Source organism: Sorangium sp. So ce406, from assembly GCF_051474675.1.
GTDB classification, from domain to species: Bacteria; Myxococcota_A; Polyangia; order Polyangiales; family Polyangiaceae; genus Sorangium; species Sorangium cellulosum_G.
On sequence record NZ_CP150340.1, the window covers coordinates 11,167,880 to 11,181,165 of the forward strand.

Below are 13,286 nucleotides of genomic sequence, written 5' to 3' on the forward strand. Positions count from 1 at the left end.
AACGCTGAGGGCCGAAGGCCGAAGGCTGAAGGCCGAAGGCTGACCGTGGACGGGTGATCCCCGGCGCGCGGCGCCCGGGCGCGGTGCGCCGCAGAAGCCGGCGATACAGGAGGAGGTCGATCCGATGAAACTCGCTCGAAGCAAATCTCCAGCGTTTCTCGCCGCGTTCGCGGCGATCTTCCTGGCCGTCGCGAGCCTCTTCGCTTTACCGGGCTACACGCTCACGGGCACCGGAGTCCGCGTGAGGACGGTCGGTGTGGCCAGGATCGAGGTCTACCGGATCAGCCATTACATGGACCAGCTCCCGCAAACGAGGTCCAGACAGGCTGTCATCGACATGGATACAGGGAAGAAGTTCGTCTGGACGATGCTGCGCGACGTCGACCGCGCGAGCATCGTCAAGGCGCTGAGAGACGCCTATGCGATGAACGACTATACCGACACGGTGAAGATCGGGAGGTTCGTGGCGGCGTTCGAGGGTGACCTGAAGGCGGGATCGGAGGTCACCATCGAGTACGACGCGCGCGCGAAGACGACCACGGTCACGGTCCCGGGCGGCAGGACCGCGACGGTCGGCGGCCTCGACTTCATGAAGGCCACCTGGCGGATCTGGTTCGGCAAGATCGACCAGCCGCAGCTCGGGGACGAGCTCATCGCCAAGCTCCCCTGACGGCGGCGATCCTCGTCAGTCCGACGGCTTGTCGCGCACCACGAGCACCGACCGGCTCGTGTGGTTCACGACCTTCGCCGCGGTCGTCCCGAGCACCTTGTCGATGCCGGAGTACCCGTGCGACCCGATCACGATGAGATCGGCGTTCTCCTCATCGGCCGTCCGGCAGATGACCTCCCAGGCGACGCCGACGTGGACCACGATCTTCGCGAGGAGCTCGGGCGGCACGCCGCGCGCGAGCTGCTCGAGCTCCTCGCGGTCGCTCCGCTCCAGGATCTCGGGGACGCGGGTCGGGGACTCGTTCAGCGCCTCGGCCGGCAGGCTGTGGTGCAGGCCGATGCCGCGGACGAGCACGAGGCGGCCGCCGAGCTTCTGCGCGAGGTCCACGCCCTCCGCGAGGATGAGAGGCGCCCTGGGAGAGCTGTCCAGGGCAACGAGGATGGTCCGGGGGTGCTTGAGGCTCATGGCATCCGCCTTTCTCGAGCGGCGGCCACCCGCTTCGGATACGGGCCCATCTCGACGTTTTCGGTGCTCGGCGCACGAGAGTGCGCCTGCGCGCCGAAAACGCCGATCTGGGCCCGTCTCCTGTGCGGGTGACCGCCGCTCTGGGACGCATGTACCAGAGACCGAGGAAGGCCGCTTTACTGCTCGTTCCAGGCGGTCTCGTCCGCTGCGTCCGGTGCGGATCAGGCGCGGATCGTCACGCCGTGGCCGCGGTCGTCCGTGAGGATCTCGAACGCCGCGCGCCGCGCCGTCGTCAGGGTCTCGACCTCGACCTCGCGGCCCAGGCGCTTCCGCCGCAGCGTGAGGGTGCAGGCCGCGATCTTCGTGTTGAGGCAGTGCTTCACGCCGCCGGGCGGGTTCCTGTAGGCGAGGCCGACGAAGTCGCCCGGCTGCGCGGAGATCTGCCCTTCGACGCTCAGCGCGGCGGTCTCCGTCCGGAAGCGCCAGGTGAAGTAATCGAACGAGGCCTCGGCGCGGACGGCCCGGACCAGGGAGCTCAGCGCGATCTCCTCGCCCCGGTGGCGCAGGACCAGCGGCGTCATGCTCGGCGTCCAGAGCGGCCCGACCTTCAGGCGCGCCGTCGCGACCTCCAGGAAGCTGTCCGGGTGGCTGTCGAAGCCCGCGACCTGCCCCCAGGCGTACAGGTCCGTGTGCTTCGTCCCCCAGTTGTGGTTCTGGCTGCCCACCCAGCCCGACACGTCCACGTCGCGCCCGGAGACGCGGAGGACGCCGCTGTAGGCGCAGAGCGGCGCGCCGACCAGCGCCTTCGCCTTCGGCAGCGGGGCGTCGTAGAGCGCCCCCGGCAGCAGCAGGAGCGGCTCCCCGCCGCCCTCGTACGCGAGGTCCCAGGCGATGGCGTCCTCCCCCTCGCCGACCGCGCCGGCGAGCTTGCCGGGGCGCAGGCGGGCGGCGTCGACGTCGACCGAGAAAGCGTCGCGGGCGAACGAGCAACGCCCGGCGAACGGGACCTCGCGCTTGGCGACCGCGTGGCGCCCCGACTCGCCGTCGAAGTAGACGGCCCAGAGCTCGCCCTCGGCGGCCTCGGGCCGACCGGCCGGGCTGAAGAGCGTGTACCGGATCCAGAACGCGAGCGGGCGGGTCGGGTGGTTCGCGCGCTGGAAGAAGCTCTCGTAGAAGCCCTCGCGCTGCCCCGGCCGGTAGCGCGCGTGGTTCGCCCGCTCGCGGAGCGCCCCCGCGTCCGTCACCTGGCGCCCCGCTTCTGCCCGCCGCTGAGGAGGTCGGCGATGACCCGCTCCAGGTCGTCGAGCGAGATCGGCTTGGCGATCTTCGGGTTGTCCACCCGCTCGACGAACTCGCGCGCGCTCGGCGTGAAGGCGCCGCCGGACATGAAGGCCATCTTCGGCTGGAGCTGCGGGAACCGCTCGCCGATCTCGTCGTACAGGGCCATCCCGCTCATCTGCGGCATCAGCAGGTCGCAGACGATCGCGTCGATCTGGCCGCCGCGGTCCCGCAGGAGGTCGAGCGCCTCGTGGCCGCTCTTCGCCACGAGCACCTCGTGCCGCTCCTCGAACGCGCGCGCGAACGCGTTGAGGAGCATCGGCTCGTCGTCGACGAAGAGGATCGTCCCGCGCGACGAGGGGCGCGGCGGCTCGGGCGGCGGCCGCAGCGCGGGCAGATCCGCGGGGTCGAGCCCCGTCAGGCGGATCGTGAAGACGGTTCCGACGCCGGGCTGGCTCGACACCGTCATCGTGCCGTGCTGCTCCTCGACGATGTTGCGCGACACCCAGAGCCCGATCCCCGGGCGGGCGCTCTCTTCCTTCGTCGTGAAGAACGGGTCGAAGATCCGCTCGACGACCTCGGGGGTCATGCCGCGCGCGTTGTCCTCCACCTCGACGTGGTGGACCCCGGCGTCGAAGCGCGTCGTCACGCGCACCATGTTCTCGTCGCGCGGGCGGTTCGGCATCGCCTGCGCCGCGTTGATGAACAGGTTCACGAACACCTGCGAGAGCTTGCCCGGGTAGCCGACGAGCGGGGGCATCTCGCCGTACCGGCGCTCGATGCGGCAGAGCTGGCTGAGCTGCGGGCCGGTCATGCGCAGCGCGAGCTCGATCACGTCGACGAGGTCGACCCGCTCGGGCTTGCGCTCGCTGCTGCTCGAGAAGAGGTTGAGGTCCGTCACGATGTCCCGCATCCGCTCGACGCCCGCGAGCGCCTCGTGGCAGGACCGGTCGATGAGGTCGATGGCGCGGAGCAGGTCCTCGTAGGAGCCCGAGGCGACGGGGCGCGCCGCGGAGACGAGCTTGTGCGCCCCGCTCCGGATCTGCTCGAGGTTCGCCATCACCCAGGCCATGGGGTTGTTGAGCTCGTGCGCGACGCTCGCGGCGACCTGGCCGATCGAGGCGAGCTTCTCGCTGTGGAGGATCTGCGCGCGGCGCGCGACCTCCTCGGTGACGTCGCGCATCAGCGCGAGCGAGGCGTCCTCGCCGTAGAGCCGCGTGATCCGGACCGTCATGACCTTGGTCAGGCCGGCGCGCGTCGCGCAGCGGACGGTGGCCTCCCGCGGCGCCTCGGCCCGGGACGCGCTCATCACGAGCGCGCGCAGGACCGGCACGTCCGCCGCGACGGCCAGCGCGGTGATCGGCCGGCCGATCCAGGCCTGCCGCGAGTGCCCGAAGAGCACCTCGAACCGCACGTTCAGCCGCGTCAGCATGCCCTCCTGATCGATCGTCGCGAGGACGTCCGACGAGAGCTCGACGATCTCGCGGTAGCGCTCCTCGGAGGCGAACAGCGAGCGCTGGGCGTACGCCTCGGCGAAGCGGTGCTCGAACTGGAGCAGCAGCGCGTCGACGGCGCGGAGCACGTCGATCGACGACGAGCCGTCCGTGACGCCCTCGTCGTGCGTCGTGTCGAGCACGCCCGCGACCGCGGTGCGGAACTCGGAGGCGGCGATGAGCGGGCCGCTGATCGAGTAGCCGGTCGCGTAGCGCTGCTCGACGAGGTGCGTGATGAACTGGTCGAGCAGCTCGGCGCTGCCGTCCTCGAGGATCCTGGTGAACGCGGCGAGCCAGGAGCGGACGTTCTCCGTCACCTCGCCTACGGGCCGATCGGTGTACCGGCCCCGCTCCGGCGGCAGCGCCAGCACGTTCTCGATCCAGTCGTCGATCAGCTCGTCCTTGTGCCGCTTGCAGAGCTCGAGCAGCCGCCGGCGCGCGAGCGCCATGGACGTCTCCGCGTGGCTCGGCGCGTGGACCGGCGGCGCGTGCGAGCGGCGCTCGCCGTCCCCTCCGTCGCGCGAGCTCCTCGGCCCCGGGAGCTGCGACCGGCGTTCACCGTGCCCTCCCTCGCGCGAGCTCCTCGGCTCGGGCAGCTGCGACCGGCGCTCGCCCTCCCCTCCTTCACGCGAGCTCCTCGGCTCGGGGAGCTGCGACCGGCGCTCGCCCTCTCCTCCCGCGTCGCGCGCGCTCCTCGCCTCCGGAAGCTCGCGCCTGGCCTCCTCGTCCGCTGCCATGATGCTACCTGCCGCGGAGGACCTCGCAGCCCATGAACGCCCGGAGCGGCTCGGGGACGACCACCGTCCCGTCCGCCTGCTGGTACTGCTCGAGGATCGCGATGACCGTCCGCCCGACCGCGAGCGCCGACCCGTTCATCGTGTGGACCAGCCGCGGCTTCGCCTTCGGCTCCGGCCGGTAGCGGATCTGCGCGCGCCGCGCCTGAAAGTCGCCGAAGTTCGAGCAGCTCGAGATCTCGCGGTAGACCCCCTGGCCCGGCAGCCACACCTCGAGGTCGTAGGTCTTCTGCGAGCCGAAGCCGAGATCGCCGGTGCAGAGCGCGGAGACGCGGTAGTGCAGGCCGAGGCGCTTCAGGACCTCCTCCGCGTGCGCGGTGAGCAGCTCGTGCTGGCGCGCCGAGTCCTCGGGCGCTGAGAACCGCACGAGCTCGACCTTGTCGAACTGGTGCTGCCGGATGAGCCCCCGCACGTCGCGCCCGTGGCTGCCCGCCTCGCTGCGGAAGCACGGCGTGTACGCCGTGTACGCGATCGGCAGCGACGCGCCGTCGAGGATCTCGTCGGCGTGGAGGTTCGTCACCGGGACCTCGGCCGTCGGGATGAGGTAGAGGTCGTAGGCCCTGTCGGGGTCGCTCTTCTGCGTCTTGAACAGGTCCTCGGCGAACTTGGGGAGCTGGCCCGTGCCGAACAGCGCCGAGTCCTTCACCAGGAACGGCGGCAGCACCTCGAGGTAGCCCTGCTCGCGCGTGTGCAGGTCCAGCATGAACGAGATGAGCGCCCGCTCGAGGCGGGCGGCGGCGCCCATCAGGACCGTGAACCGCGCGCCCGAGAGCTTCGCCGCGCGCTCGAAGTCGAGGATGCCGAGGGCCGTGCCGATGTCCCAGTGGTTCTTCGGCGTGAACGAGAAGCTCGGCTTGTCGCCCCACGTCCTGAGGACCACGTTGTCCTGGTCGCCCGCGCCGTCGGGCACCGAGGGATCCGGCAGGTTCGGGACGCCGGAGAGCAGCTCGGTCATGCGCTTCTCCAGCTCGGAGACGACCTGCTCGGCCTCCTTGATCCTCGCGGACAGGGCCTTCAGCTCGTCGCGCTTCTGCGCGAACTCGGGCGATTTCTTGTCGAGGCGCGCCATCGCGTCGTTCGCCGCGTTGCGCTGCGCCTGCCACCCCTCGAGCTCCTGGATCCGCGACCTCCGCGCGCTGACCGTGGAGGCGAAGTCGTCTCCGAGGGTGGCGGCGGCGGCGGGCGAGCGACGAGCGAGCGCCGCGCGCACCTCTTCGAGGTGATCTGCGACGTGGCGGGGATCGAGCATGCGCCAGGGTTTAGCCGAAGCGCGCACGGGCGTCAGCAGCCGCGACGCGGCGCGCCCTGATTACGGAGGGGTCCGCTCCCCGCCGAGCTTGCACTCCAGCGCGCGGGGAGCGGGGCGTCGAGCGAGGCTAGGCCGAGGCGCCCAGGCTGCGCAGCACGAACTGGAGGATGCCGCCGTGCTGGTAGTAGTCGACCTCGTTCGGCGTATCGATGCGCGCGGTGACGGTGAACGTCGTCGTCTTCCCGCCCTCGCCGGTCGCGACGACGTTCAGCTTCTTGCCCGGCGTGAGGTTGTCCGAGATGCCGCCGATCTCGAACACCTCGCGGCCGGTGAGCCCGAGCGTGGACGCGTCCTCGCCCGGCGCGAACTCGAGCGGGAGCACGCCCATGCCGACCAGGTTCGACCGGTGGATGCGCTCGAAGCTCTTCGCGATGACCGCGCGCACGCCGAGCAGCTTCGTCCCCTTGGCCGCCCAGTCGCGCGACGACCCGGTGCCGTACTCGGCGCCCGCGATCACGAGCAGCGGCACGCTCTCCGACTTGTACCGCATGGCCGCGTCGTAGATCGTCGTCTTCTCGCCGTCGGGCAGGTGCACCGTGATGCCGCCCTCCTCGCCAGGGCGCAGGAGGTTCTTCAGGCGGATGTTCGCGAACGTCCCGCGCATCATCACCTCGTGGTTGCCGCGGCGGGCGCCGTACGAGTTGAAGTCGGCGGGCGCGACGCCGTGCTCGACCAGGTACTTCGCGGCGGGGCTGTTCTTGGCGATGTTGCCGGCCGGGGAGATGTGGTCGGTCGTCACCGAGTCCCCGAGCAGCGCGAGCACGCGCGCGCCCCGGATGTCGCTGAGCGGCGCCGGGTCCTTCGACAGCCCCTCGAAGAACGGCGGCCTGCGCACGTACGTCGAGGCCTCGTCCCACACGAACGTCTGGCCGCCGGGGACCGACAGCTTCTGCCACTCCTCGTCGCCGGCGAAGACGTTCTCGTACTGCGCCTGGAACTGCTCGGGCCGCACCGCCGTCCGGATGGCCTCGTTGACCTCGGCCGAGCTCGGCCAGATGTCCTTGAGGTACACCGGCTCGCCGTTGCGGTCCGCGCCGATCGGCTCCTTGAAGAGGTCGGCGTCGACGTCGCCGCGCAGCGCGTAGGCGACGACGAGCGGCGGCGAGGCGAGGAAGTTCATCCGCACGTGCTGGTTGATGCGGCCCTCGAAGTTGCGGTTGCCCGACAGGACGCTCGCCACGACGAGGTCGTTGTGGCGCACCGTGTCGCCGATCACGTCCGGCAGCGGCCCGGAGTTGCCGATGCACGTCGTGCATCCGTAGCCGACCAGGTGGAAGCCGAGCGCCTCGAGGTACGGCAGGAGCCCGGCCTGGCGCAGGTAGTCGGAGACGACCTTGGACCCGGGGGCGAGCGACGTCTTCACCCACGGCTTCACCGTGAGCCCGCGCTCGACCGCCTTCTTGGCGAGGAGGCCCGCGCCGAGCATGACCGCCGGGTTCGACGTGTTCGTGCAGGACGTGATCGCGGCGATCACGACCGAGCCGTGGCGCAGGGTGTACCGCGTGTCGCCCTCGGTGACGTCCGCCGGGCGCATGACCTTCTCCAGCGCGGGGGCGCGCGCCGCGGTGGTGCCGGTCTCCTCGTCGAGGAACGCCTTCACCGCGGCCGGGTCGGCGGCGGTGAACTCCTTCTCGAGCATGCCCTGGAGCGAGGCGCGGTAGGCGCGCTTCGCGTCGCGCAGGCGGACGCGGTCCTGCGGCCGCTTCGGGCCGGCGATCGACGGCTCGACCTCGCCGAGGTCGAGCGAGAGCGTGTCGCTGAAGACGGGGTCCGGGGTGTTGTCCGTGCGGAACAGCCCCTGCTCCTTGTAGTAGGCCTCGACGAGCGCGACGAGCGGGGCGGGCCGGCCGGTGAAGCGCAGGTAAGCGATCGTCTCGTCGTCGACCGGGAAGAAGCCGATGGTGGCGCCGTACTCGGGCGCCATGTTGGCGATCGTGGCGCGGTCCGGGAGCGAGAGCGCGCTCAGGCCGGGGCCGTAGAACTCCACGAACTTCCCGACCACCTTCTTCTGCCGCAGCATCTGGGTGACCGTGAGGACGAGATCGGTCGCGGTGGCGCCCTCGGGCAGGGTGCCATGGAGCTTGAAGCCCACGACCTCGGGGATGAGCATCGAGAGCGGCTGGCCGAGCATCGCCGCCTCGGCCTCGATGCCGCCGACGCCCCAGCCGACGACCCCGAGCCCGTTGATCATCGTGGTGTGCGAGTCGGTCCCGACGAGCGTGTCCGGGTAGACCAGCGTGCCCTGCCGCATGACGGCGCCGGCGAGGTACTCCAGGTTGATCTGGTGGCAGATGCCCTGGTCGGGCGGCACCACGCGGAAGTTCGTGAACGCCTGCGCTCCCCAGCGGAGGAAGGCATAGCGCTCCTCGTTCCGCTCGAACTCGAGCGCCGCGTTCACCTTCAAGGCCGTCGAGGACGCGAACCGATCGACCTGGACCGAGTGGTCGATCACGAGGTCGACGGGCTGGAGCGGGTTGATCTTGAGCGAGTCGCCGCCGAGCTTCGCGAGCGCCTCGCGCATGGCCGCCAGGTCGACGACGGCCGGGACGCCCGTGAAGTCCTGGAGCAGCACGCGCGCGGGGTGGAAGGCGATCTCCTGCGACGGGCGGGCCTTCGGGTCCCAGTTGAGGACGGCTTCCACGTGGTCCTTGCGCACGACCCGGCCGTCCTCGTGGCGGAGGAGGTTCTCCAGGAGGATGCGGAGCGAGAACGGGAGCTTGTCGAGCGAAGCGCCGCCCTGCGCCAGCGAGGTGAGCTTGTAGTAGGTGTATGTATCGGCTTGAATCGTCAGCGTGCTCTTCGTGCCAAAGCTGTCCACCATGCGGCCTCCTCCAACGTCCGGAGCGCCCTTGTAGGCGCGCCGAAGGCGCTAATCTAGTGTTATGTGCGCGCGCTTTACCCTCGCCGTTCCGGACTTTGCCGCCCTGGTAGCGATGCTCGAGGCGTCCCTCGGCGCGGGCGCCGGCCCCGCCCGCGCGATCGACGCCGACCCGAAAGCGGCCGCCCGCTACCGGCCCCGCTACAACATCGCCCCTTCGACCGTCCACCCCGTGCTGCGCGCGCAGGACGGCCGCCGCGCGCTCGTGCCCGCGACCTGGGGCTTCGTGGGGCGCTTCGCCAGGGGGAGCGCGGGGCAGACGCTCCTCGCGAACGCGCGGGCCGACGGCGCGCGGACGAAGCCGACGTTCCGGGAGGCGTTCGCGGCGCGCCGCTGCGTCGTGCCGGCGGACGGCTTCTACGAGTGGACCGGGCCGAAGGGCGCGCGGCGTCCGACGTGGTTCCACCCCGCGGGCGGCGGCCTGCTCCGCATGGCGGGGCTGTGTCAGCCGGCGAAGGACCCCGACACGGGGGACGTCGACGTCCGCTTCACGATCCTGACCACCGAGGCGAGCGCCGACGTCGCGCCGGTCCACGACCGCATGCCGGTCCTCCTGGACCCCGGGGACGTGGACCTCTGGCTCGGCGTCGCCGACGGCGCGGACGCGGACCGGGCCGAGGTGCTGCTCCGGCCGGCGCGTCCCGGCACGCTCGCCGCGCGCCCCGTCTCGCCGCGGGTCAACTCGGTCGGCCACGACGACCCTGCCCTGCTGGAGGAGGTCGCGGCGGAGGCCGCCGCGCCCAGGGCTCCTGCCCCGAAGGCCGCTGCCCCGAAGACCGCCGCCCCGAAGGCCGGCGGCACGCTTCCGCTGTTCGATCTGGATGGCGCGGGGCCCGCCGTCCCCTCCGGACGGACCTCGCGCCGCTGACGTGCGCTGACGAGCGCCGGCGTCAACGCGCGGAGGCGCTGCTCGAGCGACCGCCCTTGCGGCCCGTGCGGGTCGTCTTCGCCGGCCGGCTCGGCTTGCGCGCGGGCGCGGCCCGGCCGGACTTCGCCGGCGCCGTCTCGGCTGCCTTCTTCCGCCCGGTCGTGGACGCGGCCGCGGCGCCGCGGCGGCCCTTCTGGGCGCCCCGCGCCGGCTCGGCGCGCTGCGTCGACGCGCGCTTCGCGGGCGGACGCTTGGCCGCCGCGGCCTTGCGGGCCGCCGGCTTCGCCGCCCGGCCGCGGCGGCTGGTGGTGGCGGGCATGCTCTTCGCGACGTTCTGGCTCAGGAGCGCCTTGACGTTGCTCTCGCGCACCTGGACGAAGCGCGACTCCAGGCGGTCGCCGAGCTCCTCGAGGCGCTCGGCGCCCATGGCGCTCTCGAGCTGGGGGAAGAGCTCCTGCTCCTCCTCCTGGACGTGGTGCTGCACGAGCTCCTTGAGCACCTTCAGCCTGGCGTGAAAGCTTTCGTCACCCGGGTCGGTGCTGAGCAATTTCTGCAACATGATGTCGACGAGGGAGTGCTCCTCGTACGAGGTCGGGATCAGGGGGGAGGCGCCGAGCGCCGCCCGGGACTCGGGGTAGAAGATCTCCTCCTCGATGGCCGTGTGGCCCACGAGGTTCGCCACCAGCTCGTCGCGCAGCGCGTTGATCTCGTTGCCGCTGGCCTGCGACATGCGCTCGAAGAGCTCGTCGACTTCCTGGTGCTGCTCCTTCAATAGGTCGGTCGCCTTCATGCGGGGACTCCTCTCACGGAAAGATGAAGCGCCGTCGAGGCGCTTTGCCCTGTGCGGGTCTCGGCGTTTGCGCGAAGCATGCCAGCCGCCCGGCGCGCGCGGAGCGCGCGCATCACGCGCACGCCGGCGCGCGCGGGGCGAGCGCATCACGCGCACGCGCGGGCGCGGGCGTACGTCGCTCGACGCGGGGCTTACGCCGCTCGGCGCGCGGGCGTACGTCGCGCGACGCGCGCGGAGCGGGGCACGATGCCTCGCAGCGGGGCATCATGACGTCGCGGGATCGCGCTCTCGCGCGGCCTGCGCGATGTCGCGGACGCCCTCGCTTGCGCCGGCGCGCCGCCGGGCGCCGTCAGCGGGCTCTGCTCCGCGAGCGCTGGGCGTCGGCCGCGGGCGCGCGTCGCCCGGGCCTCATTGCGCGTCCCGGGCCCTCATTGCGCGCCCCAGACGTTGAGCACGGCCGCCGTCTCCGCGTCGATCGTGGCGGGTTCCCGCTGCGCCACGGGCGCGCGCACGGACAGGTCGAACGTGACGGTGCGCCGGAAGAGGGCCATGGTGGCGAGCGGCATCACGTCGCGGCGGTTGAAGGCGCAGGTCGGGTCCACGTCGAGGTCGCAGAGAAAGGGGGGAACGCCGAGTCGCCCCGAAAGCACGAGGTTGCCCCAACGCGTGGAGTAACGATCGCCGAGCGCGGCGATCTGGGGCTCGCGCTCGACGCCCTCGAGGCCCGAGGCGACGGCCGCCAGATCCTTCCCGAGCGGTTTGCGGGCGAACGAGAGGCCGAGGGAGGCGATCGCGGTGCGCGCGATGTCGATGATCTCGGTCGGGGCAGAGACGCGCTGGCCGGCGAAAAGGTCACCGGGAAAGTGGACATAAAGCGGGAGCGCCAGGACCGGCTCCTGGAGGTCCAGGCCCTCGGCGTAGAGCGTGCCGTCGGAGCGGCCGCTGGCGAGGTCGCCGGTCACGATGAAGAGGGTCTCGTCCCACAGGCCGGCGGTCTTGAGGGTTCCGATGAGGTTGCCGAGGGCGCGGTCCTGGCCGGCGAGCGCGATGGTGAAGAGGTCGCGGATGCGGTCCCGGTCGTCGGGGCTGAGGACATCGCGGCGCCGGTTCCGCAGCCTGGCCAGCACCTGGCCGGCGCGTCGCGGCTCGATCGGGCCGGCGTAGTCGGCGGGCTTGAGGGCGTTCAGCTCCTTCGGGCTGACCTCCCAGGGCGGGTGGCCGCCGCGCGCGTGGACGAACGCGAGCAGGCGGTTCGCGGAGTCCTGGCGGACGGTCTCGCTGATCCAGGCGGCGGCGGCGTCGATCGGGGTGGTCGCGGGCTCGCCGCTCGTCGGCGGGTGCTCGAGGACGCGGGACCAGCCGGGCCCGAAGCCGAACGCCCGGAAGGTGGTGGGGACGCCGGTGAAGAACCCCGTCCGGACGCTGCTGTCGCTCGCGATGGCGCCGATGGTGGTCGTGCGGGCGGGGAGGCGGGCCCCGGTGTCGGTGACGGTGTGCGCCGACGGCGGCAAGCCGGTGAGCAGCGACGCGATCACGGAGGACACGACCGTGCTCGGCGCCCGGTGGTGGTCGAACGTCGTGGCGGACGTGGCGAGGTCGGAGAGCGTCGCGAGGCTCGGCTCCGGGCGAGCGCTCCAGGGGGGCAGATCGGGCCGCTCGACCCCGTTCAGGGCGACGATCACCACGGCGCGCGCCGGGGGCACGGACGGCGGCGGCTCCGGCGATCCGGCGAGGACGGGGTCGCCGAAGAGGACGCGCGCGCCGCGGGTCGCGGCGGCGGCGCGGAGCTCGAGGGAGATGAGCGAGCCCGCGAACGGCGCGAGCGGCAGCTCGACGTCGGTCCAGGTTGCCTTGTCGCCGCCCTCGACGTGGACGCGGTGGAGCACCATGGGCTCCTGGCCGTCGCGCAGGACGCGGATCTCGGCGTCCCCTTCGCCGGAGCCCAGCACGCCGACGGCGGTGCGGAGGCGGCTCGCCCTGGAGGGACGGAAGGCGCAGCGGACGGCGCCCGGGGCGCGCAGCGCGATCGATCGGTGCGGGACGCCCGACAGCGCGGCGGCGGGCGCGACGACGTCGCGCAGGGTCGGGGGGCCGTAGGTGGACGGGTCCTCGTCGGGGATGCCGACGCGGATCCAGTCGACGTCGGCGAACGACTCCCCCTCGCGCAGCCGTCCGGAGAACCGCACGGTGAGCGTGTGCAGGCCGGGGTCGGCGGGGAGCGAGGTGATCGAGGTCGAGGCGATGCGGATCTGGTCGCGCTGGAAGCGCAGCGTCCCGAGGACCTGGTCGTCCAGGGAAACGGTGGCGTACCGGGAGGCGAGCCCGACCGCGCGGGCGGACACGAAGATGGGGCTCGCGGACGGCAGGACGAACGTGAGCTTGATCTGCCGCTCCGAGATGCGCGCCCAGGTGGAGCCGGCGTGCTCGACGGCGTGGATGCCGGTGGGCGCGCTCCCCTGCCAGGCGAAGCGGCCCAGGAGCGCGCCCGCGCCGGTATCGAACAGCAGGCCTCGGTGCTCGAGGTCGCAGATCGGCAGCTCGTCGACGAGGTGCACGAGGTCGCGCGCCGGGGGCAGCGGCGCCGCCGCGGGGGTCGCCGACGCCACGACGGCGCCGGCCGGGAGGTCGCGGGTGGACGACTCGCACCCGGTGCAGCCGGACAGGAGCGCGGCCGCGGCGGAGAGGAGCGCGAGCGCGGGAGAGGGGTGGGGAGTTCGGGTCACGCGGGCGCGCACGGGGCG

At 72.2% G+C, this 13,286-nt stretch carries 9 protein-coding genes; 2 read left to right on the forward strand and 7 right to left on the reverse strand.

Translation table 11 applies throughout. The annotated features are described in order from the left end of the window. The first annotated feature begins 124 nt into the window (after nucleotides 1-124). Nucleotides 125-670 (forward strand): chalcone isomerase family protein, encoded by a 546-nt coding sequence (locus WME96_RS42030; RefSeq protein WP_437287149.1) that lies wholly within the window; start codon nucleotides 125-127, stop codon nucleotides 668-670. Between the two features lie 15 nt (nucleotides 671-685). Here WME96_RS42030 and WME96_RS42035 read toward each other — a convergent pair whose 3' ends face one another. The 5 genes from WME96_RS42035 to acnA form a co-directional block, all read right to left on the reverse strand. Beyond that, nucleotides 686-1,135, reverse strand: a complete 450-nt coding sequence (locus WME96_RS42035; protein WP_433930935.1) for a universal stress protein — start codon at nucleotides 1,133-1,135, stop codon at nucleotides 686-688. A gap of 221 nt (nucleotides 1,136-1,356) precedes the next feature. After that, the gene (locus WME96_RS42040) at nucleotides 1,357-2,379 is read right to left on the reverse strand and encodes a hypothetical protein (RefSeq protein ID WP_437287150.1); all 1,023 of its coding nucleotides are present in this window, start codon (nucleotides 2,377-2,379) and stop codon (nucleotides 1,357-1,359) included. Next, complete coding sequence (locus tag WME96_RS42045; RefSeq protein WP_437287151.1) at nucleotides 2,376-4,643, reverse strand: ATP-binding protein; 2,268 nt, start codon at nucleotides 4,641-4,643, stop codon at nucleotides 2,376-2,378. Before WME96_RS42045 ends, WME96_RS42040 begins: the two co-directional genes overlap by 4 nt. A gap of 4 nt (nucleotides 4,644-4,647) precedes the next feature. After that, nucleotides 4,648-5,949, reverse strand: a complete 1,302-nt coding sequence (gene serS, locus WME96_RS42050; protein ID WP_437287152.1) for a serine--tRNA ligase — start codon at nucleotides 5,947-5,949, stop codon at nucleotides 4,648-4,650. Between the two features lie 127 nt (nucleotides 5,950-6,076). Further along, nucleotides 6,077-8,830, reverse strand: coding sequence for an aconitate hydratase AcnA (gene acnA, locus WME96_RS42055; RefSeq protein ID WP_437287153.1), 2,754 nt, complete (start codon nucleotides 8,828-8,830; stop codon nucleotides 6,077-6,079). 112 nt (nucleotides 8,831-8,942) lie between these two features. Between acnA and WME96_RS42060 the strand changes: the two genes are divergently transcribed. Then, a complete protein-coding gene (locus WME96_RS42060) occupies nucleotides 8,943-9,755 on the forward strand; it encodes an SOS response-associated peptidase (protein WP_437287154.1) in 813 nt (270 codons plus the stop codon). Nucleotides 9,756-9,777: 22 nt separating this feature from the next. Here WME96_RS42060 and WME96_RS42065 read toward each other — a convergent pair whose 3' ends face one another. Beyond that, nucleotides 9,778-10,545, reverse strand: a complete 768-nt coding sequence (locus WME96_RS42065) for a hemerythrin domain-containing protein (protein WP_437287155.1) — start codon at nucleotides 10,543-10,545, stop codon at nucleotides 9,778-9,780. Nucleotides 10,546-10,973: 428 nt separating this feature from the next. Then, nucleotides 10,974-13,268 carry a sulfatase-like hydrolase/transferase gene (locus WME96_RS42070; protein ID WP_437287156.1) on the reverse strand — a complete coding sequence of 765 codons (2,295 nt, stop codon included), beginning with the start codon at nucleotides 13,266-13,268 and terminating at the stop codon, nucleotides 10,974-10,976. Nucleotides 13,269-13,286 lie beyond the last annotated feature (18 nt).